The sequence below is a fragment of the Pseudomonas putida genome (genome assembly GCF_001976065.1).
Lineage (GTDB): Bacteria > Pseudomonadota > Gammaproteobacteria > Pseudomonadales > Pseudomonadaceae > Aquipseudomonas > Aquipseudomonas serbica.
Genome location: NZ_MNAH01000003.1, coordinates 842,669 through 862,520, shown reverse-complemented (window position 1 = coordinate 862,520; position 19,852 = coordinate 842,669). Strand labels below are relative to the sequence as shown.

Here is a 19,852-nt window from a genome sequence, read left to right as displayed (position 1 = left end):
ATGTTGGCTGACACGCCGCCTTCGCCGGCAAGCCGGCTCCTACAGGATTCGGTTTTTGTAGGAGCTGGCTTGCCAGCGAAGACGTCATCACAGGCAACGTCGATGTTGGCTGACCCAGCGCTTTCGCCGGCAAGCCGGCTCCTACAGGATTCGGTTTTTGCAGGAGCTGGCTTGCCAGCGAAGACGTCATCACAGGCAACGTCGATGTTGGCTGACACGCCGCCTTCGCCGGCAAGCCCGCTCCCACAGGATTCGGTTTTTGTAGGAGCTGGCTTGCCAGCGAAGACGTCATCACAGGCAACGTCGATGTTGGCTGACCCGCCGCCTTCGCCGGCAAGCCGGCTCCTACAGGATTCGGTTTTTGTAGACGCTGGCTTGCCAGCGAAGACGTCATCACAGGCAACGTCGATGTTGGCTGACCCGCCGCCTTCGCCGGCAAGCCGGCTCCTACAGGATTCGGTTTTTTGTAGGAGCTGGCTTGCCAGCGAAGACGTCATCACAGGCAACGTCGGTGTTGGCTGACCCAGCGCTTTCGCGAGCAAGCCCGCTCCCACATTGATTCGGTTTTTGTAGGAGCTGGCTTGCCAGCGAAGACGTCATCACAGGCAACGTCGGTGTTGGCTGACCCAGCGCTTTCGCCGGCAAGCCGGCTCCTACAGGATTCGGTTTTGTAGGAGCTGGCTTGCCAGCGAAGACGTCATCACAGGCAACGTCGATGTTGGCTGACCCAGCGCTTTCGCGAGCAAGCCCGCTCCCACATTGATTCGGTTTTTGTAGGAGCTGGCTTGCCAGCGAAGACGTCATCACAGGCAACGTCGATGTTGGCTGACCCAGCGCTTTCGCCGACAAGCCGGCTCCTACAGGATTCGGTTCCTCCAGGGGTATTCGGTTACTTGCCGCCGCTCCCCGCCACGCTTTCACCGCCACGGGTCAGGTAATAGGCGCCAAGGATCGGCAGCATGGTCACCATCATCACCAGCATCGCCACGACGTTGGTCACCGGCACGTCCCGCGGCCGGCTGAGCTGGTTGAGCAGCCACAGCGGCAGGGTGCGTTCGTGGCCTGCGGTAAAGGTAGTGACGATGATTTCGTCGAACGACAACGCGAACGCCAACATGCCGCCAGCCAACAGCGCCGAGCCGAGGTTCGGCAGGATGATGTAGCGGAAGGTCTGCCAGCCGTCGGCGCCGAGGTCCATCGAGGCTTCGATCAAGCTGTGGGAGGTGCGGCGCAAGCGGGCGATGACGTTGTTGTAGACGATCACCACGCAGAAGGTCGCGTGGCCGACGATGATGGTGAACATTCCCGGCTCGATGCCCAGCGTCTTGAACGTCGCCAGCAGCGCGATCCCGGTGATGATGCCTGGCAGGGCGATCGGCAGGATCAGCATCAGCGAGATGCCTTGCTTGCCGAAGAAGTCCCGGCGATACAGCGCCGCCGAAGCCAGCGTGCCGAGGACCATGGCTATCAGCGTGGCAATCGAGGCGATCTGCAACGACAGCTTGATCGCTTCCAGTACGTCCGGCCGGGAAAACGCCACGCCGATCCACTTCAGCGTGAAGCCCTTGGGCGGAAAGCTGAACGCCGCGTCTTCGGTGTTGAAGGCGTACAGGAAGATGATCAGGATCGGGAAGTGCAGGAACACCAACCCGCCCCAGGCTGCAATGCGCAAACCCAGGGATGCTTTTTCAGAGTGCATCGAAGGCCCCCAGTCGTTTGACGATGGACAGGTAAATGGCGATCAGCACGATCGGCACCAGGGTGAAGGCGGCCGCCATCGGCATGTTGCCGATCGCACCTTGCTGGGCGTAGACCATGCTGCCGACGAAGTAGCCCGGCGGGCCCACCAGTTGCGGCACGATGAAGTCGCCCAGGGTCAGCGAGAAGGTGAAGATGGAACCGGCGGCGATGCCCGGAATCGCCAGCGGAAGTGTCACTTGCATGAAGGTCTGGCGTGGCTTGGCGCCGAGGTCTGCCGACGCTTGCAGCAGCGACGGCGGCAGGCGTTCCAGCGAGGCCTGGATCGGCAGGATCATGAATGGCAGCCAGATGTAGACGAACACCATGAAGCGTCCCAGGTGCGAGGTCGACAAGGTACTGCCGCCGACGCCGGGAATGCCCAGGATGAACTGCAAGACCGGCTCCAGTCCCAGGTGCTGGACGAACCACTGCGCCACGCCACCCTTGGCCAGCAACAGGGTCCAGGCATACGCCTTGACGATGTAACTGGCCCACATCGGCATCATCACCGCGATGTAGAAAAACGCCTTGGTCTTGCCGGTGGTGTAGCGCGCCATGTAGTAGGCAATCGGGAACGCGACGATGGCGCTGGCGATCGAGACGACGACCGCCATGCTCAAGGTGCGCAGGATGATGTCGAAGTTCGACGGCTGGAACAGCGCGGCGAAGTTGGCCAGGGTCAGGTCGGGGGTGACCGCCATGGTGAAGTCGTCGAAGGTGTAGAAACCTTGCCATAACAGGGTCAGCAACGAGCCGAGGTAGATCGCGCCGAACCACAGCAGCGGCGGCACCAGCAGCATCGACAGGTACAGGTTCGGTCGGCGATACAACAGGTTGGAAAATCGGCGCAACGGCGAGCCACTGGCCGGGTTTTGCGGGAGAGCGACGCTGGTCATTTCACACCTCACCCACGATGGTGTCGTGCAACGGGATCATCGCTTCACGCGCCCAGCGTGCGCTGAGGCGTTGTCCGGTCTGATGTTGTGCGCTGCTGTCGATCCACTGGTTGTTGGCCTGGCTGATGTTCAGGGTCTGGCCGTTTTCCAGTTTCAGTTCATAGCGGGTGGCGCTGCCCTGGTACTGGATATCGTGCAGTAGACCGCTGACTTCGATTTCGTGCGCGGCCAGCGGCCCTTCGGCAAAACGCACGTGTTCCGGGCGAATCGAAAACGGCTGTGGGTTGCCGCTCAATTGCTTCGCCAGGTCGCCGCGAATCACGTTGGAGGTGCCGACGAACTCCGCCACAAACGTGGTCGCGGGTTTCATGTAGAGATTGCGCGGGGTGTCGACTTGCTCGATGCGACCCTTGTTGAACACCGCCACGCGATCGGACATCGACAGCGCTTCGGTCTGGTCGTGGGTGACGAAGATGAAGGTAATGCCGAGCTGGCGTTGCAGCTTCTTCAGCTCGCTCTGCATTTGCTCGCGCAACTTCAGGTCGAGCGCGCCCAAGGGTTCGTCGAGCAGCAGCACTCGCGGACGATTGACCAGGGCGCGGGCCAGGGCCACGCGCTGGCGCTGGCCGCCGGACAGTTGCACTGGCTTGCGCTCGCCGTAACCGCCGAGGGCGACCATGTCGAGGGCTTCTTCGGCGCGTTTCTGGCGCTCGGTTTTGCCCACGCCTTTGACCTTCAAGCCGTAGGCGACGTTGTCGAGTACGTTCATGTGCGGGAACAGTGCGTAATCCTGGAACACGGTGTTCACGTCACGCTGGTACGGCGGCAGGCCGGCGGCCTCCTCGCCATGAATACGGATCGAGCCCGCGCTCGGTTGTTCAAAACCGGCGATCAGGCGCAGGCAGGTGGTTTTGCCCGAGCCCGAAGGCCCGAGCATGGAAAAGAACTCGCCGTCCTGGATGTCGATGGAAACCCGGTCAACGGCTTTCACTTCGCCGAACTGACGGGAAACGTTGGTGAACTGGACTGCAAGCGTCATGGTGCGGTGCTCCGAAAAGGCGAGGGCCGTCGCAGCGGCCCTGCCTGGACTTCTGAAAAATCTGAATCGAATACGGTGTGCTGGCTGTAGAGATCCCCTGTGGGAGCGGGCTCGCTCGCGAATGCAGTGTGTCAGGCAACATCAATGCTGGATGTGATGGCCTCTTCGCGAGCAAGCCCGCTCCCACAGGGGCGGTGTCATCTCACAAACTATCTGCCGCCCATGATCGCAATGTAGTCCTGGGTCCAGCGGCTGTACGGCACGAACTTGCCGCCTTCGGCCTGTGGGGTTTTCCAGAAGGCGATCTTGTCGAACTGGTCGAACCCATTGGTCTTGCAACCTTCGGCGCCGAGCAATTCGCTTTCCTTGCACGCGGCCGGTACCGCTGGCAACGAACCGAACCACGCCGCCACGTCACCCTGGACTTTCGGTTGCAGCGACCAGTCCATCCATTTGTAGGCACAGTTGGGGTGCTTGGCTTCGGCATGCAGCATGGTGGTATCCGCCCACCCGGTGGCGCCTTCTTTCGGGATGGTCGAGGCGATCGGCTGTTTCTCGTTGACCAGGCCGTTGACCTGATACGGCCAGGCCCCGGACGCGACCACGCCTTCGTTCTTGAAGTCGCTCATCTGTACGGTGGTGTCGTGCCAGTAGCGGTGGATCAACGGCTGCTGGCCGCGCAACAGATCGAGCACCGCCTTGTATTGCGCTTCGGTCAGTTCGTAGGGGTTCTGGATGCCCAGTTCCGGCTTGGCGGTCTTGAGGTACAGCGCCGCGTCGGCGATGTAGATCGGGCCGTCATAGGCTTGCACGCGGCCCTTGTTCGGCTTGCCATCCGGCAGGTTTTCGGCATTGAACAACACGCCCCAGCTGTCGGGCGCGGTCTTGAAGACGTTGGTGTTGTACATCAATACGTTCGGACCCCACTGGTACGGGGTGCCATAGGTCTGGTTGTTGACCACGTACCACGGCGCATCTTTCAGGCGCGGGTCGAGGTTCTTCCAGTTCGGGATCAACGTCGTGTTGATCGGCTGTACGCGCTTGCCAACGATCAGGCGCAGGGAGGCGTCGCCGGATGCGGTCACCAGGTCATAACCGCCCTTGGCCATCAGGCTGACCATCTCGTCAGAGGTCGCCGCGGTCTTCACGTTGACCTTGCAGCCGGTTTCCTTCTCGAAACCGGTCACCCAGTCGTAGGCCTTGTCGCTTTCGCCACGTTCGATGTAGCCAGGCCACGCCACGATATCCAGTTGGCCTTCGCCGGCACCGACAGCCTTCAACGGCTCGGCGGCCTGGACACTGGCACTGGCCAGCAGCGCTGTGGTGATTGCACTGAGCAGTGCGGTCTTGTGCACGAACATGGGATTTCCCTCTTCTTCAAATTATGGTCGGGGCAGTTGTGAACGTGGTGAAGCATGCCGCTATCGGCTTGTTATTAGCGTAGTCAGAGATGCTGCCCGTGGCGGGCCATGATGTGCCGCACCACGCTGTAGTCCTGGAGTGAATCGCTGGACAGGTCCTTGCCATAGCCCGACCGCTTGAGCCCGCCGTGGGGCATTTCGCTGACCAGCATGAAATGGCTGTTGATCCAGGTGCAGCCATACTGCAAGCGCGCCGCGACCTGCATCGCCTTGTCCAGGTTCTGGGTCCAGACCGAGGAGGCCAGGCCGTATTCCGAGTCGTTGGCCCAGTCCACGGCTTGTTCGAGCTGATCGAAACGGGTCACGGTGACCACTGGCCCGAACACTTCGCGCTGGACGATTTCATCGCTTTGCTTGCAACCGGCGAGCAACGTCGGCTGGTAATAGAAGCCGGCACCGGAATGCACCGCCGCACCGGTCACCCGTTCGATATGGGGTTGGCCCAGGGCACGTTCGACGAAACTGGCCACGCGGTCGCGCTGGCGGGTGCTGATCAGCGGGCCGATTTCGTTGTCGGCATCGCGTTTGCCGGCGAAACGCAGGCTGCTGACTGCCGCACCGAGTTCGGCTACCAGGCGATCGTGGATGCCGGCCTGTGCATACACCCGACAAGCGGCAGTGCAATCCTGCCCGGCGTTGTAATAGCCATAGGTGCGCACGCCTTCGACAACCGCCTGGATGTCGGCATCGTTGCAGACGATTACCGGCGCTTTGCCGCCCAGTTCCAGGTGCGTGCGCTTGAGGGTTTTTGCCGCGGCCTGGAGGATTTTCTGCCCGGTGACGATATCGCCGGTCAGCGACACCATGCGCACCTTGGGATGGCTGACCAGGTGACTGCCGACGCCTTCGCCGCCACCGCAGACAATGTTGATCACGCCGGGTGGCAGGATCTCGGCCAGCGCCGGGGCCAATGCCAGGATCGACAGGGGCGTGTGCTCCGATGGCTTGAACACCAGGGTGTTGCCGGCGGCCAGGGCCGGGGCGATTTTCCATGCCGCCATCATGATCGGGTAATTCCACGGCGCGATGGACGCCACGACTCCGATAGGATCACGACGCACCATGCTGGTGTAGCCAGGCAGGTACTCGCCACTGAGCTGGCCGGTCTGGCAACGCACGGCGCCAGCGAAAAAGCGGAACACATCGACCGTGGCACTCAGGTCGTCCTGGCGGGCAAGGTGCAACGGCTTGCCACAGTTCAGGGATTCAAGGCGGGCGAGCAGGTCGGCGTTTTTTTCGATGGCGTTGGCGATGTCGAGCAACAGGTTCGAACGCTGCTGCGGCGTGGTCCGCGACCACCCGGCAAAGGCACGGTGGGCGGCGAGTATGGCGGCTTCGACTTGTTCGGTGCTGGCTTCGGCGATGTGCGTCAGGACTTCGCCTGTGGCCGGGTTGAGGATCGGTTCGACACGGCCTTGCCCTGCGACTAATTCACCCTCGATCAACAATGCGGTGAACAACGGGGTCTGCGCGCCAGCCATTTTGCGGGTTCTCTTATCTTGTGTGGCCATGCTGCTCCCTGTGACTGGGGCTGGCCGTCTTATATGGATGCAACAAGACTAGTGCGCAGACCCGAGGTCGACAAATTCTAAATACTGAAGGTGGCGTTCGATTAAATAGATGGCTTGCGCCCGCCGTGGGGTTGCTCGCGGGCGACGGTCAGGAACGGGTCCACCAAGGCCGGGCGGGCGGTCCCGCGGCGCCAGGCCAGGCCGACATCGAGGGTCTGGCTGAGGTCGGCAATCGGCCGCGCTTCGATGATGTCGCCCTCCAGCGACCACGGCCGGTACGTCATGTCGGGCTGGATCGACACGCCAAGGCCCGCGGCCACCAGGCTTCGCACGGCTTCGGTCGAGGCGGTGCGCAGAGTGATGCGCGGTTGCAGGGAGGCGGCTGTCCACATGCGCTGGGCATTGCGGTCCATTTCATCAACGTTCAATTGGATCAGCGGCTCGCGGGCCACGTCGGCCAGGTTGATGCTGTCGTGTTCCAGTAGCGGATGCTGGGCCGGTAGCCACAAGCGATGGGGCGAATGGGTCAACACTTCGGTCTGCAGGGCGTGGCGGTCTTCGAGGTTGGAGAGGATCAGCACGCCGACATCGATCTCGCCGCTGACCAGCAAGTGTTCGATGTACGGGCGCTCGTCCTCCATCACGCGGATCTCGACATTGGGGTAGGCGCGCTGGAAGCGCGTGAGCAGATCCGCCAGGTAATAACCCGCCACCAGGCTGGTCACCCCGATGATCAGTTGCCCGGCCACCTGGTCGGTGCTTTGTTGCAGGCTGCGCTTGGCGTTGTCCACGGTGGCCAGGATCAGGTGCGCCTGACGCAGGAACTGGTGCCCCTGATGGGTCAGGGTCATGCCCTTGGCGTGGCGATTGAACAGGCCGACGCCGATTTCCTGCTCAAGTTGCTGGATCGCCAGGGTCAGGGTGGACTGGGAAATGAACGCGGTTTGCGCGGCGGCAGAGATCGAGCCTGTCTCGGCCACGGCAATGAAATGACGGATTTGACGCAAGGTCATCATGAAGAGCGTACCCGGTGCACTGTTTTATAGACTTTATCGAGTGTATATCTTTTTTTTCGATGGAAGCCTCAACCGGGTTTCGGGCGAGTACCACGCAGGCGCCTACGATGGTGCTCATCATTTCCTGTTTTTTGCCGACACGCTTGAGACTGCAGGACCCTTGAACTGGGAGGTGGCGCGATGAGCATCAGGAAATTGTCATTGGGATTGGGACTTTTACTTGGCCTGGGGGGAACTTGCCTGGCGTCTGCTCCAATCGGACGAGGTGATATCCATTTCCAGGGAGCGATAGTGGAAGCGCCGTGCAAGGTGTCTGTTACCGGCCAAGTGTTGGCGATGCATGGCTGCCCGAGAGCCGCGCATGGCGGCGGCAGCAGTGCGTCGGGCATGGAGCCGGCAGTGACTGTCAGTTCGCTCGATTCTTCGGCCGTCCCCGCCAGGTTGCAGGTCAATGACGGGCCGCTCCCCCGGCAATACAGGTTGCTGGACGCTGCCTCCAGACCGATCAGTTCGGGAAACTATCGGGTCACCCTGACCTATCCCTGAGCATTATCGCCCCCCGGGAATCTGCCTGCCGGCAACATCCGGAAGCAATCCTGCCGGGAGTCGCCGGGCACTTTCGATCTAGGCTGGTGGCCTTAGTGTCCGGTTGAACCCTTTTTTTTTGGAGGCGGAAAATGATCACCCGTGGATTGCTCGACCAACTGCTCAAGTCTGGTCAGGATTTATTGCAAAAAAAGACCGGTGAGACGCAGAACAAAGGCGCGAGCGGCGGCATCGGCAGCCTGCTCTCCGGTGCTGGCGGCGGTGCCTTGGCCGCCGGGGCCATGGGCCTGCTGCTGGGTAACAAGAAGGCGCGCAAGGTCGGGGGCAAGGTCGCGGTGTATGGCGGTCTCGCCGCATTGGGCGTGTTGGCCTACAAGGCCTATGGCAACTGGCAGGCCCAGCAGGGCACGGCCCCGAGGAATGAACCGCAAACCCTTGATCGCCTGCCGCCTGCGCAAGTAGAGCAGCACAGCCAGGCGATTCTCAAGGCCCTGGTGGCGGCGGCCAAGGCCGACGGTCATATCGACGCGCGCGAACGCGAGCTGATCGAAGGTGAGTTCAGCAAGCTCGACAACGACCAGGCGCTGCAACACTGGCTGCACGCTGAACTGAATAAACCGCTGGACCCCAGCGATGTCGCCCGCGCCGCCAGCACCCCGGAAATGGCGGCCGAGATGTACATCGCCAGCGTGATGCTGGTGGATGAGGAGAGCTTCATGGAGAAGTCCTACCTCGATGAACTGGCGCGGCAGCTCAAGCTGGAACCGGGATTGAAGGCGGAGTTGGAAAAACAGGTTCGCCAAGCCTGAAAAATCGGCCACTTCCATTTTTTTGCCAAGAGATGAGAAGTGGCGCAACCGTCTTATAAATGAAACAGCGCCCTCGGCTATACTCCCCGCATTTCGAAATGCCCCCGAGGATTGACTGTGAAGAACTGGACGTTGCGCCAACGCATTTTGGCGAGCTTTGCGGTAATTGTCGCCATCATGTTGCTGATGGTGGTCGTCTCGTATTCGCGCCTGTTGAAGATCGAGAGCAGCGAAGCCAGCGTTCGTGAGGATGCGCTGCCGGGGTTGTATTACAGTTCGATGGTGCGCGGCGCCTGGTCCGACAGTTATCTGCGGATGCTGGAGATGCTGGAGATGCTGGGACTGGAGCAGGGGCAGGGCTTTAGCGCCAAGGATGCATCGGACTTCAAGGACTTCTCCGAACGTCTGCAGGAGCAGATGGAGCTTTATCGCGAGACGGTCACGACGGATGAAGACAAGGTCGAGTATGCCGCGTTTGAAAAACACCACGCGGACTACAACCGGATCCTGCTTGCCGTCACCGAGTTGCATAAACGCAATCAGGACGCCGAAGCCATCAGGATGTTCAACGAAGAGTTGACCCCCGCCTGGACGGCCGGTCGCATGAAGCTCAGTGATATCCTGCGCCACAATAAAGCCGTGGCAGACCAGGATGTGGCGGCCATTGACGATGCGGTGATCACCGCCAAGGTCATCATGGGCATTTCCCTGGTGTTTGCCGTGCTGGCCGCCGGCCTCTGTGGCCTGCTGTTGATGCGCGCAATCATGGCGCCGATGAATCGCATCGTGCAAATTCTCGAAATCATGCGCACGGGCGACCTCAGTACGCGCCTGAACCTTGAGCGCAAGGATGAATTCGGTGCCGTGGAAACCGGCTTCAACGACATGATGGCCGAGCTGACTTCCCTGGTGTCCCAGGCCCAGCGCTCGTCGGTGCAAGTGACCACCTCGGTCACCGAGATTGCCGCGACGTCCAAGCAGCAACAGGCCACTGCCACTGAAACGGCCGCCACCACCACCGAAATCGGCGCGACTTCCCGTGAAATCGCCGCCACTTCCCGTGACCTGGTGCGCACCATGACCGAGGTGTCTACCGCAGCCGACCAGGCCTCGGTGGCCGCCGGCTCCGGGCAACAGGGCCTGGCGCGCATGGAAGAGACCATGCATTCGGTGATGGGCGCGGCTGACCTGGTCAACGCCAAGCTGGCGATCCTCAACGAGAAGGCCGGCAACATCAACCAGGTGGTGGTGACCATCGTCAAGGTCGCCGACCAGACCAACCTGTTGTCGCTCAACGCGGCGATCGAGGCCGAGAAGGCCGGCGAATACGGTCGCGGTTTTGCCGTGGTCGCCACCGAAGTGCGGCGCCTGGCGGACCAGACCGCCGTCGCCACCTACGACATCGAACAGATGGTGCGCGAAATTCAATCGGCAGTGTCGGCCGGTGTAATGGGCATGGACAAGTTCTCCGAGGAAGTGCGCCGTGGCATGTTCGAGGTGCAGCAGGTCGGCGAGCAGTTGTCGCAGATCATCCATCAGGTCCAGGCGCTGGCGCCGCGGGTGTTGATGGTCAATGAAGGCATGCAGGCCCAGGCCACCGGCGCCGAGCAGATCAACCACGCGCTGGTGCAATTGGGTGATGCCAGCAGCCAGACCGTTGAGTCCCTGCGCCAGGCCAGTTTCGCCATCGACGAGCTGAGCCAGGTGGCGGTAGGGCTGCGTAGCGGCGTCTCGCGATTCAAAGTCTGATGAGCGAACTCACGGCCAGGCGCACCGTCGTGAAACAGGCGGCGCATGCGTTGTTTCTGGTGTTTCGCATCGGTCACGAGCGTTATGCCTTGCAGGCGACCGAGGTGGCGGAAGTGCTGCCGCGCCTGCCATTGAAGCCGATCGCCCAGGCGCCGCACTGGGTAGCCGGGATATTGGCCTATCGCGGTGCGGTGGTGCCGGTCATCGACCTCAGCGCATTGACTTTTGGTACGCCTGCGCAGGCGCGCACCAGCACGCGACTGGTATTGGTGCACTACCGCGCGGATGCAAGCGCCGAGGCACAACTGCTCGGGCTGATCCTGGAGCGGGCCACCGACACTTTGCGTTGCGACCCGGCAGAATTTCAGCCCTATGGCCTGGACAACCCCCAGGCGCCCTACCTGGGGCCCGTGCGTGAGGATGCCCAGGGTTTGTTGCAATGGGTGCGGGTGGCCGATCTGCTGGATGATCAAGTTCGTACGCTGCTGTACCCGACGCCACCGCTGGACCTTTCATTGCTGGAGCCGCAGCGATGAGCAGCGACCAGCGTTTTTTCGATTTCCTCAAGGAGCGCATCGGCCTCGACGTGACGTCTGTCGGCCCGGCGATCATCGAGCGTGCGGTGCGCCAACGCAGCGCTGCATCCCAGGCGCAGACGGCCGACGAATACTGGCGAACCCTGCAGTGTTCAAGCGACGAGCAGCAGGCGCTGATCGAGGCAGTGATTGTTCCCGAGACCTGGTTTTTCCGTTATCCGGAATCCTTCGCCACCCTGGCGAAGCTGGCGAGCAGACGCCTGGCCGACCTCAACAACATGCGCGCCCTGCGGATTCTCAGCCTGCCGTGCTCCACCGGCGAAGAGCCTTATTCGATCGCCATGGCGCTACTGGATGCCGGGCTCAAGCCGCACCAGTTCAAGGTCGACGGCATGGACGTCAGCCCGCTGTCCGTGGACAAGGCGCGGCGTGCGTTGTATGGCAAGAATTCGTTTCGCGGTCAGGACATTGCCTTTCGCGACCGCTACTTCATCGCCGAGAACGACGGCTATCGACTCAGCGCCCGGGTGTTGGATCAGGTGCGCCTGCAGGTCGGCAATCTGCTCGATCCGGCCTTGCTGGCCAACGAGCCACCTTTTGACTTCGTGTTCTGCCGCAATCTGCTGATCTACTTTGATCTGGCCACGCAAAAGCAGGTTTTCGAGGTACTCAAGCGTTTGACCCATCTCGATGGCGTGCTGTTTATCGGGCCGGCCGAAGGCAGCCTGCTGGGGCGCCTGGGCATGCGCTCGATCGGCATCGCGCAGTCCTTTGCCTTCAGTCGCCAAAGCGCTCCTGAGCCCGAGCCTCTGCCGACATTCGTACCAACATCCTTGCCGATGCCGCTACCCGTGCGCAGGATCGCCCCGGTGCCGACTCCACGGCGGCCGTTCGCCAGCGTTACGCCGACATCGCATGCGGCCAAACCGAACAATTCCGAGGCTGTCGCGCTGCTGGCGAACGTCGCCGCGCTGGCCAACGAAGGCAAAAGCGCCGAAGCTCGCGCCGCCTGCGATCACTATTTGCGCCACCATGAGCCGGTGGCCCAGGTCTTTTACTGGCTGGGGCTGCTCAGCGATGTCGCCGGCAGTGTCCTCGAAGCCCAGGGTTTTTATCGCAAGGCGTTGTACCTCGAACCGCAACATTCCGATGCGTTGATGCACCTGGCTGCCTTGCTGCAATCCCAGGGCGATACCGTGGGAGCCAGACGATTGCAGGACCGCGCCGCCCGCAGCGAGCGCGCCGCTGACAGTGAGCGTAAACGATGATCGCCTCCGACTCCTTGAACGTCACCCATGCAGATGCCCAGGCCATCGACGATTGCTGGAACCGTATCGGCATCCATGGCGACAAGTCCTGCCCGCTGCTGATCGAACACATCCATTGCCGCAATTGCGCGGTGTATTCGGCGGCCGCAACGCGTCTGCTGGATCGTTACGCGCTGCAACAGGACGACCGCGCGTCAATGTCCGTTGCAGTCGAGAGCGAGGTGCAGACCCGTTCGCTATTGATGTTTCGCCTCGGCGAAGAATGGCTTGGGCTGGCCACACGCTGTCTGGTGGAAGTGGCGCCGTTGCAAGCCATTCACTCCTTGCCCCATCAGCGCTCCCGGGCCTTGCTCGGGGTGGCGAATGTGCGGGGTGCGCTGGTGGCGTGCCTTTCCTTGGTCGAGTTGCTGGGACTCGATAGCGTCAGCAGCGTGCCCAATGGTGTGCGGGTCATGCCGCGGATGCTGATCATTGCCGCCCACGGCGGTCCCGTGGTGGTGCCGGTGGACGAAGTGGACGGGATTCATGCCATCGACGAACGCATCCTCGATGCGGCGTCCCGCTCTGGTGCGCAAGCCAGTGCCAAGTACACCCGTGGTGTGATGCAGTTCAAAGGTCGCAGCCTGCGCTGGCTGGATGAAGAGCAGTTGTTGTCCGCCGTGACCCGGAGCCTCACATGACCCCCGAGCAAATGCGCGACTCCTCTTTGCTGGAACTGTTCAGCCTGGAAGCCGAGGCCCAGACCCAGGTGCTGAGCGCAGGCCTGTTGGCGCTGGAGCGCGATCCGACCCAGGCCGATCATCTCGAATCCTGCATGCGCGCGGCGCATTCGCTCAAAGGCGCGGCTCGAATCGTCGGCGTCGATGCCGGCGTCAGCGTCGCGCATGTCATGGAAGATTGCCTGGTCAGTGCCCAGGAAGGGCGCCTGTACCTGCGCCCGGAACACATCGATGCGTTATTGCAAGGCACCGATTTGCTGATGCGCATCGCGACTCCGAACAGTGTGTCGGGGCCTGCGGAAATCCAAGCCTATGTCGCCTTGATGGGGCGCCTGCTGGATCCGATGGCCGCCGCGGTACCGGACCTGGCACCCACCGCGCCGGTGATGGCAGAACTGCAACTCCAAGCACCCGTGGTGGAAGAGCTGGCGCCGCCCGTCGAGCCGCTGGCGGTTGCGCCGAAACAGAACCGGCGCACCACCGAAAACGGCGAGCGCGTGCTGCGGGTCACGGCTGAGCGCCTGAACAGCCTGCTCGATCTGTCGAGCAAATCCCTGGTGGAAACCCTGCGGCTCAAACCGCACCTGGCCACCATGCAGCGGCTCAAGCGCATGCAGAACAACAGCCTGCGGGCCCTGGAAACCCTAAACCTGCACCTCAAGGACCAGGCCCTGAGCCTCGAAGCCCGGGAAGCCCTCGAAGATGCCCGTCGGCTCTTGGCTGAATCCCAGCAACTGCTGGTGGAAAAAAACGCCGAGCTGGACGAGTTCGCCTGGCAGGCCAGTCAGCGCGCCCAGGTGTTGTACGACACGGCCCTGGCTTGTCGCATGCGACCGTTTGCCGATGTGTTGAGCGGCCAGGTACGGATGGTCCGTGACCTCGGTCGTAGTCTCGGCAAGCAGGTAAGGCTGGAGATCGAGGGCGAGAAAACCCAGGTCGACCGTGACGTCCTGGAAAAACTCGAAGCGCCCCTGACGCATCTGCTGCGCAACGCCGTGGATCACGGTATCGAGACCCCGGAACAAAGGCTGTTGGTCGGCAAGCCGGAGGAAGGCCTGATCCGTCTGCGCGCCTCCCATCAAGCCGGCTTGCTGGTGCTGGAGTTGAGCGATGACGGTAATGGCGTCGATCTGGAGAAGGTCCGGCGCAGCATCGTCGAGCGCCAGTTGTCCCCGGCCGATACGGCCGCGCAACTGAGTGAAGAGGAGCTGCTGACGTTCCTGTTCCTGCCAGGCTTCAGTCTGCGCGACACAGTCACTGAAGTCTCCGGGCGCGGTGTCGGCCTGGACGCAGTGCAGCACATGGTCCGCCAACTGCGCGGAGCGGTCGTGCTGGAGCAGACGGCAGGTAAAGGCAGTCGCTTCCATCTTGAAGTGCCGCTGACCCTGTCGGTGGTGCGCAGCCTGGTGGTGGAGGTCGGCGGCGAGGCCTATGCCTTCCCGCTGGCCCACATCGAACGCATGTGCGATCTGGAGCCGGCGGATATCGTTCAGGTCGAGGGCCGCCAGCATTTCTGGCACGAAGGCCGGCATGTCGGGCTGGTGGCCGCCAGTCAATTGTTGCAGCGTCCGGCGAACCAGGTGGCTCAGCAAACCTTGAAAGTCGTGGTGATCCGTGAGCGCGATACGATCTATGGCGTCGCGGTCGAGCGCTTTATCGGTGAGCGTACATTGGTGGTGCTGCCCCTGGATGAGCGTCTGGGCAAGATCCAGGACATCTCGGCCGGCGCCTTGCTCGACGACGGTTCGGTGGTGTTGATCGTCGACGTCGAGGACATGCTGCGTTCGGTGGACAAACTGCTTAACACCGGGCGCCTGGAGCGCATCGCGCGCCAAGGCAGTCAGGCGGTCGAAGCGGCCCGCAAGCGGATCCTGGTGGTCGATGACTCCCTGACCGTGCGTGAGCTGCAGCGCAAACTGCTGCTCAATCGAGGGTATGACGTGGCCGTGGCGGTCGATGGCATGGATGGCTGGAATGCCTTGCGTTCGGAGGATTTCGATCTGCTGATCACCGACATCGACATGCCGCGCATGGACGGTATCGAGCTGGTGTCGTTGTTGCGCCGGGACAACCGCCTGCAATCGCTGCCGGTGATGGTGGTGTCCTACAAGGACCGTGAAGAAGACCGTCGTCGTGGACTGGACGCCGGGGCCGACTATTATCTAGCCAAGGCCAGCTTTCACGACGACGCCCTGCTCGATGCGGTGGTTGAGCTCATTGGAGGAGCACGGGCATGAAAATCGCAATCGTCAACGACATGCCCATGGCCGTGGAGGCCTTGCGCCGGGCATTGGCCTTCGAGCCGGCGCACCAGGTGATCTGGGTGGCGGGCGATGGCCGGGAGGCCGTGCAAAAGTGTGCCGAACACACGCCCGACCTGATCCTGATGGACCTGATCATGCCGGTGATGGACGGCGTGGAAGCCACCCGGCGCATCATGGCCCAAACGCCCTGCGCGATCGTCATCGTCACCGTCGATCGCCAGCAGAACGTGCATCGGGTGTTCGAGGCCATGGGCCATGGCGCCCTGGATGTAGTCGACACGCCGGCCCTCGGCGCGGGCAATCCCCAGGAAGCGGCGGCCCCACTGTTGCGCAAGATCATGAACATCGGCTGGCTGATCGGCGACAAGGGCAATCGGGAGCGACCGGCCCCGAGTCCCGCGCGCAGTTGCGGCCCACGCCAGAGCCTGATCGCCATCGGTTCATCCGCTGGCGGGCCGGCGGCCTTGGAAATCCTGCTCAAGGGCCTGCCCCGGGACTTTTCCCCGGCCATCGTGCTGGTGCAACACGTCGACCAGGTATTCGCCGCCGGCATGGCCGAATGGCTCGGCAGCGCCAGCGGCCTGAACGTACGCCTGGCCCAGGAGGGCGAGCCGCCGCAAAGCGGCACCGTGCTGCTGGCGGGCACCAATCACCATATCCGGTTGTTGAAAAACGGCACGCTGGCCTACACGGCTGAGCCGGTCAACGAGATCTACCGTCCCTCTATCGATGTGTTTTTCGAGAGCGTGGCCAGTTACTGGAATGGCGACGCGGTTGGCGTTTTGTTGACCGGCATGGGGCGAGATGGGGCGCAAGGGCTTAAACTCATGCGCCAGCAGGGCTACCTGACCATCGCGCAGGACCAGCAGAGCAGTGCGGTGTACGGCATGCCCAAGGCGGCTGCGGCCATCGATGCCGCCGTGGAAATACGCCCGCTGGAAAAGATAGCGCCTCGTTTGCTGGAGCTTTTTCCCAAATGACCCTCTCAACAGCAATCCTGGCCCAAGTAGTTTCAGGTGAACGCACATGAATGATTTACAGCTCGACGACTTCAAGACTGACGAAAATGCCGCCATGGTGCTGTTGGTGGACGATCAGGCCATGATCGGCGAGGCAGTACGACGCGGGTTGGCGAACGAAGAAAACATCGACTTCCACTTCTGCGCCGACCCGCACCAGGCCATTGCCCATGCCGTGCGCATCAAGCCGACAGTGATCCTGCAGGATCTGGTCATGCCTGGGCTCGACGGCCTGAGCCTGGTGCGCGAATACCGCAAACACCCGGCGACCAAGGACATTCCGATCATCGTCCTGTCGACCAAGGAAGACCCGCTGATCAAGAGCGCGGCGTTCGCAGCCGGGGCCAACGACTATCTGGTCAAGCTGCCGGACAACATCGAGCTGGTCGCGCGCATCCGCTATCACTCGCGTTCCTACATGACGCTGCTGCAGCGGGATGCGGCGTACCGCGCCTTGCGGGTCAGCCAGCAGCAGTTGCTCGACACCAACCTGGTGCTGCAACGGCTGATGAACTCCGACGGCCTGACCGGGCTGTCGAACCGTCGGCATTTCGACGAGTACCTGGAGCTTGAATGGCGCCGCTCGCTGCGTGAGCAGAGTCAATTGTCGTTGCTGATGATCGATGTGGACTACTTCAAGACCTACAACGACACCTTCGGCCACCTGGAAGGCGACGAAGCCCTGCGCCAGGTCGCCACGGCGATCCGCGACGCCAGCGCCCGGCCTTCCGACCTGCCGGCCCGCTACGGCGGCGAAGAATTCGCCCTGGTGCTGCCCAACACCTCCCAGGGCGGGGCGCGACTGGTGGCGGAAAAACTGCGCATGACCGTCGCGGCGCTGAAGATTCCGCATATTGCCCCGACCGAAGGATCGAGCCTGACCATCAGCATCGGCCTGTCGACCATCACCCCGACAGCAGGCAGCAATTGCCGAGAATTAATCTCGGCGGCGGACAAGGGGCTGTACCTGGCGAAGAACAATGGGCGCAATCAGGTGGGGATCGAGTAACTTCCTTTTGAAGCAAGCAGCGTTATCTTCTGAGCGTCCAACAAGCTCTGAAACCCAGGCTCCAAAAATCGGTTTCTAGCTAAAAGCGGCTCTGTGGTCAGTCTAGTTTTGAACTGGTCACATGAGCTGGTTGCATAGCTCATGGGCAAATCAGCCAAGTACAAGACGATGAGTAGGGGCGACAGAGCTGGCATGGAGCCGCACCTGTTTGACCCTTACTACTTTATCGTCAAATGATATTTGCGTAAAAGCATCAGTGCGCTATCTATCGATATAATTGCGTTAGTAATATCATTATTTTCCGGAGCAATGTTAAAGTTCAAGACGTCGGTCATGTCGGTATAGTTAAGTTTGCACTCTTCAAAGTGTGTGTGTGTGAGGTCGCTTCCATAAAACGATGAGCGAGCGAGATTGCATTTTTGGAAAAAAGTATCTCGAAGCATGCACTGTATAAACTGGGTTTCTACGAGGTTGCGGTTGGTAAAAATGTTGTAGTCAAGCCGGCATTTGTTGAAGGATAGTTTTAATGGGGAGGCAGCATTAGTCCAGTCGAGACCAAGTGATTTGCACTCATTGAAGCTCGCATCAACGAACTGTGAATTGCCAAGTATCACATTGCTAGTATCGCACTCAGTGAATTCACAAGAGTCGAACTGGCACTTGCTTAATTTCGCGCCAGAAAAAAAGCACTTGATGAATCTGCATGAAAAAAAACTCCAGTTCGATATTTTTTTTTCAGAAAATTTCAATCCGGAAAATACCCGATGCTCAAGATGACGAACTCTGTTCATACTTGCTCCTTATTATTTGGTAAGTAATTAAAGTGTCAGCGTTCCTCAAGTACTGTCGCCTTGATGAACGCTTCGTCTGCAGTGGTTGAGTTGAATAGGTCCAGGAAATTTTGCATGCTATTAAATCTATGCATGCCAGATTTTTGGAGGAAATAAAAGTAGTCAGTATTTTCACCTATTTCTTCTAGGATGTGCGAGGAAACGATAATGGTACATCCGGAGTCCTTCATCTTATTTATAAGTTTCCAGATAAGATAGCGATACTGAACATCCACGCCTGCTGTCGGCTCATCCAGGATGAATAGATTTTTTTTACAAATCGCTAGCATTGCTGCTGTCGCGAACCAACGCTTCTCGCCAAAACTACATATTCCTGTTCGATGATTCTTTATTTCTTCGTAGCGGCGCAGCATGTGTTTCGGCCATAAGCGAGTCAAACTTAAAGATGCCTGAAGTTTACTAATCCCCTGAAAAGAGGACATCATTTCTAATACTTCTTTGATGCGTAAAGCAGGGGGGAGAGTAACAACTTGTGGCAAATAGGCGATCTCATCTGCCTTGATGCTGACCAGTAGATTGCCACTTGTTGGTCTCAGGTGTCCGCTTATCAAATCGAACAATGTGGTCTTGCCTGCTCCATTTTCTCCTAATACTCCAATAATGCAGCCGCGTTGAAAAGAAAACGAAATATTATTTAGGACGCTATTTTCGGCGTATTTGAATGTGAGGTTTTCACCATTGATTAAGGTGTTTGTCATTGTCTGTTCCATACGGGGTTTGTTCTCATGAAAGTGGTACCGACTCCACCTAGGGCGATCAGGAAGAGTATTGTGCCGATTGACTCAGGTGCAAATACACCGTTGCCAGACATAAATCGAGTGGCAATTGATAGTGGGTTGAATAAGTTAAGATAAGTAAGTGTCGGCGTATCTGACTTTAAACTAGCAACGCTGAATATCAGCATTGTCATGAAGATTATTGATATGCCAGAGTTTGCATTTGAAAAAGTTATTGGTAGTACAGAAATAATCATTGTGCTCCATGCAAATAAAATCATTATGAGTGCAAAAGGTAGTGAGAAGCTCTTCAGGGCTGTTGTTGGGTTTGTTCCGAAAATAGTTGTTGTTAAGGTTGTAAAGATAATAAAATAGAGAATTGAAAGTATAATAGATGCATTTATTTGTGATACTAGAAAAATTGTTTTTGCTTTTTTGCCCTGAATGAAAGTTTTCATAAAGCCACTTTCACGTCTACCCACAAGATACAAGGAAAATCCAAACAAAGAGACGGAGAGAGCTAAATAGCTCAGATACCAAGACGCTTGTGCGATGTACCACTCAGATGAAAGGTTGTCGTTGTTGAGGGAGTCGAGGTTAAGAAACACGAATAGAAGTGGCGGGGCTATCAGAGACCAGAAGAGGGAAAGCGGCTCTCGGAGTTGTTCGAGGATAAACAAACGACTTAGCGTGCTGGTGTTGACTATCCAAATTCTCAATTTGTGTCTCCTTGCGTATGATTT

Annotated in this window: 17 protein-coding genes and 1 pseudogene; 8 read left to right on the top strand and 10 right to left on the bottom strand. The window is 59.8% G+C overall.

Translation table 11 applies throughout. The annotated features are described in order from the left end of the window. The 7 genes and pseudogenes from BKX96_RS32865 to BKX96_RS15180 all read right to left on the bottom strand — a co-directional run. Window positions 1-542: pseudogene (locus BKX96_RS32865) on the bottom strand (hypothetical protein); the annotation flags it as partial. 347 nt (window positions 543-889) lie between these two features. Then, complete coding sequence (locus BKX96_RS15205) at window positions 890-1,699, bottom strand: ABC transporter permease (RefSeq protein WP_046816458.1); 810 nt, start codon at window positions 1,697-1,699, stop codon at window positions 890-892. Next, window positions 1,689-2,636, bottom strand: a complete 948-nt coding sequence (locus BKX96_RS15200; RefSeq protein WP_046816459.1) for an ABC transporter permease — start codon at window positions 2,634-2,636, stop codon at window positions 1,689-1,691. Before BKX96_RS15200 ends, BKX96_RS15205 begins: the two co-directional genes overlap by 11 nt. A 1-nt stretch (window position 2,637) precedes the next feature. Next, the gene (locus tag BKX96_RS15195) at window positions 2,638-3,675 is read right to left on the bottom strand and encodes an ABC transporter ATP-binding protein (protein WP_046816460.1); all 1,038 of its coding nucleotides are present in this window, start codon (window positions 3,673-3,675) and stop codon (window positions 2,638-2,640) included. A gap of 209 nt (window positions 3,676-3,884) precedes the next feature. Further along, the gene (gene ydcS / locus BKX96_RS15190; RefSeq protein ID WP_046816461.1) at window positions 3,885-5,036 is read right to left on the bottom strand and encodes a putative ABC transporter substrate-binding protein YdcS; all 1,152 of its coding nucleotides are present in this window, start codon (window positions 5,034-5,036) and stop codon (window positions 3,885-3,887) included. Between the two features lie 83 nt (window positions 5,037-5,119). Then, window positions 5,120-6,577 carry a gamma-aminobutyraldehyde dehydrogenase gene (locus BKX96_RS15185; protein WP_046816462.1) on the bottom strand — a complete coding sequence of 486 codons (1,458 nt, stop codon included), beginning with the start codon at window positions 6,575-6,577 and terminating at the stop codon, window positions 5,120-5,122. Window positions 6,578-6,708: 131 nt separating this feature from the next. Then, a complete protein-coding gene (locus BKX96_RS15180) occupies window positions 6,709-7,623 on the bottom strand; it encodes a LysR family transcriptional regulator (RefSeq protein ID WP_008151654.1) in 915 nt (304 codons plus the stop codon). Between the two features lie 677 nt (window positions 7,624-8,300). Here BKX96_RS15180 and BKX96_RS15165 point away from each other — a divergent pair. From BKX96_RS15165 to BKX96_RS15130, 8 genes are all read left to right on the top strand, one after another. Then, window positions 8,301-8,978: a tellurite resistance TerB family protein gene (locus tag BKX96_RS15165; protein WP_046816465.1), complete on the top strand. Its 678-nt coding sequence runs from the start codon at window positions 8,301-8,303 to the stop codon at window positions 8,976-8,978. 117 nt (window positions 8,979-9,095) lie between these two features. Beyond that, a complete protein-coding gene (locus BKX96_RS15160) occupies window positions 9,096-10,727 on the top strand; it encodes a methyl-accepting chemotaxis protein (RefSeq protein WP_077184496.1) in 1,632 nt (543 codons plus the stop codon). After that, entirely contained in the window at window positions 10,727-11,263 is a 537-nt protein-coding gene (locus BKX96_RS15155) for a chemotaxis protein CheW (protein ID WP_077184494.1), read from the top strand. Before BKX96_RS15160 ends, BKX96_RS15155 begins: the two co-directional genes overlap by 1 nt. Then, window positions 11,260-12,531, top strand: coding sequence for a CheR family methyltransferase (locus BKX96_RS15150; protein ID WP_077184492.1), 1,272 nt, complete (start codon window positions 11,260-11,262; stop codon window positions 12,529-12,531). The genes BKX96_RS15155 and BKX96_RS15150 overlap by 4 nt, the downstream gene beginning before the upstream one ends. Further along, window positions 12,528-13,211: a chemotaxis protein CheW gene (locus BKX96_RS15145; RefSeq protein WP_046816469.1), complete on the top strand. Its 684-nt coding sequence runs from the start codon at window positions 12,528-12,530 to the stop codon at window positions 13,209-13,211. The genes BKX96_RS15150 and BKX96_RS15145 overlap by 4 nt, the downstream gene beginning before the upstream one ends. Continuing rightward, window positions 13,208-15,487: a hybrid sensor histidine kinase/response regulator gene (locus BKX96_RS15140; RefSeq protein ID WP_077184490.1), complete on the top strand. Its 2,280-nt coding sequence runs from the start codon at window positions 13,208-13,210 to the stop codon at window positions 15,485-15,487. The genes BKX96_RS15145 and BKX96_RS15140 overlap by 4 nt, the downstream gene beginning before the upstream one ends. Further along, the gene (locus tag BKX96_RS15135; protein ID WP_046816471.1) at window positions 15,484-16,494 is read left to right on the top strand and encodes a chemotaxis response regulator protein-glutamate methylesterase; all 1,011 of its coding nucleotides are present in this window, start codon (window positions 15,484-15,486) and stop codon (window positions 16,492-16,494) included. Before BKX96_RS15140 ends, BKX96_RS15135 begins: the two co-directional genes overlap by 4 nt. A 46-nt stretch (window positions 16,495-16,540) precedes the next feature. Continuing rightward, on the top strand, window positions 16,541-17,542 hold the full coding sequence (locus BKX96_RS15130; protein ID WP_077184488.1) for a response regulator: 1,002 nt from the start codon (window positions 16,541-16,543) through the stop codon (window positions 17,540-17,542). A gap of 218 nt (window positions 17,543-17,760) precedes the next feature. Here the strand turns inward: BKX96_RS15130 and BKX96_RS15125 are convergent, their stop codons facing one another. Genes BKX96_RS15125 through BKX96_RS15115 form a run of 3 tightly spaced genes read right to left on the bottom strand, consistent with a single transcriptional unit; the run spans window position 17,761 to window position 19,828 of the window. Next, a complete protein-coding gene (locus BKX96_RS15125) occupies window positions 17,761-18,333 on the bottom strand; it encodes a pentapeptide repeat-containing protein (protein ID WP_046816473.1) in 573 nt (190 codons plus the stop codon). Window positions 18,334-18,368: 35 nt separating this feature from the next. Next, window positions 18,369-19,091 (bottom strand): ATP-binding cassette domain-containing protein, encoded by a 723-nt coding sequence (locus BKX96_RS15120; RefSeq protein ID WP_046816474.1) that lies wholly within the window; start codon window positions 19,089-19,091, stop codon window positions 18,369-18,371. Beyond that, complete coding sequence (locus tag BKX96_RS15115) at window positions 19,088-19,828, bottom strand: hypothetical protein (protein WP_178134555.1); 741 nt, start codon at window positions 19,826-19,828, stop codon at window positions 19,088-19,090. The genes BKX96_RS15120 and BKX96_RS15115 overlap by 4 nt, the downstream gene beginning before the upstream one ends. Window positions 19,829-19,852 lie beyond the last annotated feature (24 nt).

Excerpts from the sequence above, each read along its gene's own strand:
- BKX96_RS15200 (WP_046816459.1), bottom strand. The coding sequence starts at position 2,636 with ATGACCAGCGTCGCTCTCCCGCAAAACCCGGCCAGTGGCTCGCCGTTG.
- BKX96_RS15205 (WP_046816458.1), bottom strand. The coding sequence starts at position 1,699 with ATGCACTCTGAAAAAGCATCCCTGGGTTTGCGCATTGCAGCCTGGGGC.
- BKX96_RS15120 (WP_046816474.1), bottom strand. The coding sequence starts at position 19,091 with ATGACAAACACCTTAATCAATGGTGAAAACCTCACATTCAAATACGCC.
- BKX96_RS15145 (WP_046816469.1), top strand. The coding sequence starts at position 12,528 with ATGATCGCCTCCGACTCCTTGAACGTCACCCATGCAGATGCCCAGGCC.
- BKX96_RS15125 (WP_046816473.1), bottom strand. The coding sequence starts at position 18,333 with ATGAACAGAGTTCGTCATCTTGAGCATCGGGTATTTTCCGGATTGAAA.
- ydcS (WP_046816461.1), bottom strand. The coding sequence starts at position 5,036 with ATGTTCGTGCACAAGACCGCACTGCTCAGTGCAATCACCACAGCGCTG.
- BKX96_RS15180 (WP_008151654.1), bottom strand. The coding sequence starts at position 7,623 with ATGATGACCTTGCGTCAAATCCGTCATTTCATTGCCGTGGCCGAGACA.
- BKX96_RS15150 (WP_077184492.1), top strand. The coding sequence starts at position 11,260 with ATGAGCAGCGACCAGCGTTTTTTCGATTTCCTCAAGGAGCGCATCGGC.
- BKX96_RS15165 (WP_046816465.1), top strand. The coding sequence starts at position 8,301 with ATGATCACCCGTGGATTGCTCGACCAACTGCTCAAGTCTGGTCAGGAT.
- BKX96_RS15155 (WP_077184494.1), top strand. The coding sequence starts at position 10,727 with ATGAGCGAACTCACGGCCAGGCGCACCGTCGTGAAACAGGCGGCGCAT.
- BKX96_RS15130 (WP_077184488.1), top strand. The coding sequence starts at position 16,541 with ATGAATGATTTACAGCTCGACGACTTCAAGACTGACGAAAATGCCGCC.
- BKX96_RS15185 (WP_046816462.1), bottom strand. The coding sequence starts at position 6,577 with ATGGCTGGCGCGCAGACCCCGTTGTTCACCGCATTGTTGATCGAGGGT.
- BKX96_RS15140 (WP_077184490.1), top strand. The coding sequence starts at position 13,208 with ATGACCCCCGAGCAAATGCGCGACTCCTCTTTGCTGGAACTGTTCAGC.
- BKX96_RS15135 (WP_046816471.1), top strand. The coding sequence starts at position 15,484 with ATGAAAATCGCAATCGTCAACGACATGCCCATGGCCGTGGAGGCCTTG.
- BKX96_RS15195 (WP_046816460.1), bottom strand. The coding sequence starts at position 3,675 with ATGACGCTTGCAGTCCAGTTCACCAACGTTTCCCGTCAGTTCGGCGAA.